General features: G+C 45.2%; 1 protein-coding gene. It reads right to left on the bottom strand.

Annotated elements, in window-relative coordinates; all coding sequences use genetic code 11:
- Nucleotides 1–243: 243 nt before the first annotated feature.
- Entirely contained in the window at nucleotides 244–1,272 is a 1,029-nt protein-coding gene (locus AB6D06_RS22440) for an IS110 family transposase (RefSeq protein ID WP_017041084.1), read from the bottom strand.
- Nucleotides 1,273–1,355: the final 83 nt, after the last annotated feature.

Raw genomic sequence — 1,355 nt, 5'->3', positions numbered from 1 at the left:
TCACCCCTTAATTGGGCTACATGGACTCCCTCTTTTGTCAACAATAGCTCCCGCTGACAACAGTGGATCGGACAGCAGCTCTACATTCGGTGTTTAATCGGAATCGTTCCGTCACCTTGATGATATTCGCTTGATGCCAGCCTCATTCGTTAAACAGTATTTATTACTTCCCAATTAAACAGGTTTAGGCATCTCGGTCTGGTCGTATTGTCATCATTTGCTATTGCTTTGACTCGGTGAGTGTTAACCGTTTACATAGTTAATCTTGTACTCTTTTCCTGTTGTTAATAATGCCCATATTATACGAGCGTTTTTTGCTGCTAGGGCGACAGCTGCTCGTTTATAACCTCGTCGTTCAACGAGTTGATTTAACCAAATACTGTTGCGATCGGTTTTCTCTTTACATCGTGCAATAACGGCTCTTGCGCCATGAATAAGTAGAGTGCGAATATGTTTTTCGCCTCTTTTGCTGATGCGACCAAGATGAACATGACCACCTGTTGAGTATTGTCTTGGAACCAACCCTATCCAAGCGGCAAATTGGCGGCTAGAGCCAAATTGTTTGGCGTCATTGACGGTCGCGACAATGGCACTTGCACTGTGTTCACCGACACCTGGAATATCCATGAGGGCTTTGGCTGAAGCCATCTCACGAACTAAAGCAGAGACTCTACGATCATAGTGCAATACTTCTAGGTTAAGGTGTTGAATCTTGTTCGATAGATCTTGAAGTAGCTCTCGAGCGAGTATAGGCAAACCATTTTCTGCATCTTCAAGGACACTACCAATAGTGTTTTGAGCCGAGTAGCGCCCCTGAGGCATCACAATACCAAATTCGGAAAGCAAACCTCTGAGCTGGTTAATAGTCGCCGTTCTTGTTTTAATTAGCCCCTGTCGAATACGGTGCAGGCAAAGCACAGCTTGTTGCTCTTCACTTTTTATAGAGACAAATCGTGTTTTGGGTCTAGATACCGCTTCACAGATGGCCTCTGCGTCATTGGCATCGTTCTTCTCATTTTGTCGATATGGAATAACGAATTTGGACGCCATAATTTTCGGGTTATGACCTAGTTTCAGTAGCTCTCTCGCCCAGTGGTGTGCACCAGAGCACGCCTCCATACCGATGAGGCAGGGAGGTAACTTCGCGAATGTGTCTAAGAGTTTGTTTCTTTTGACAGTTTTGCGTAGGACGCACTTGCCATATGCATCAACGCCGTGAATACTGAATACATTCTTGGCGAGGTCAACGCCAATAGTTTGAATGGTGGACATAGTAACCTCCAGTTCTTCAGCGTGTACTAAGTAAGTATGGCACGCAGAGTGTCAGGTAGAGGGAGTCCATATCATTCGTTAGC

The organism is Vibrio sp. 10N.239.311.G01 (genome assembly GCF_041465805.1).
Taxonomy (GTDB): Bacteria; Pseudomonadota; Gammaproteobacteria; order Enterobacterales; family Vibrionaceae; genus Vibrio; species Vibrio crassostreae_C.
This window is presented reverse-complemented; position numbering and strand designations above follow the sequence as displayed.

Coding starts and splice junctions, on each gene's coding strand:
- AB6D06_RS22440 (WP_017041084.1), bottom strand. CDS start 1,272: ATGTCCACCATTCAAACTATTGGCGTTGACCTCGCCAAGAATGTATTC.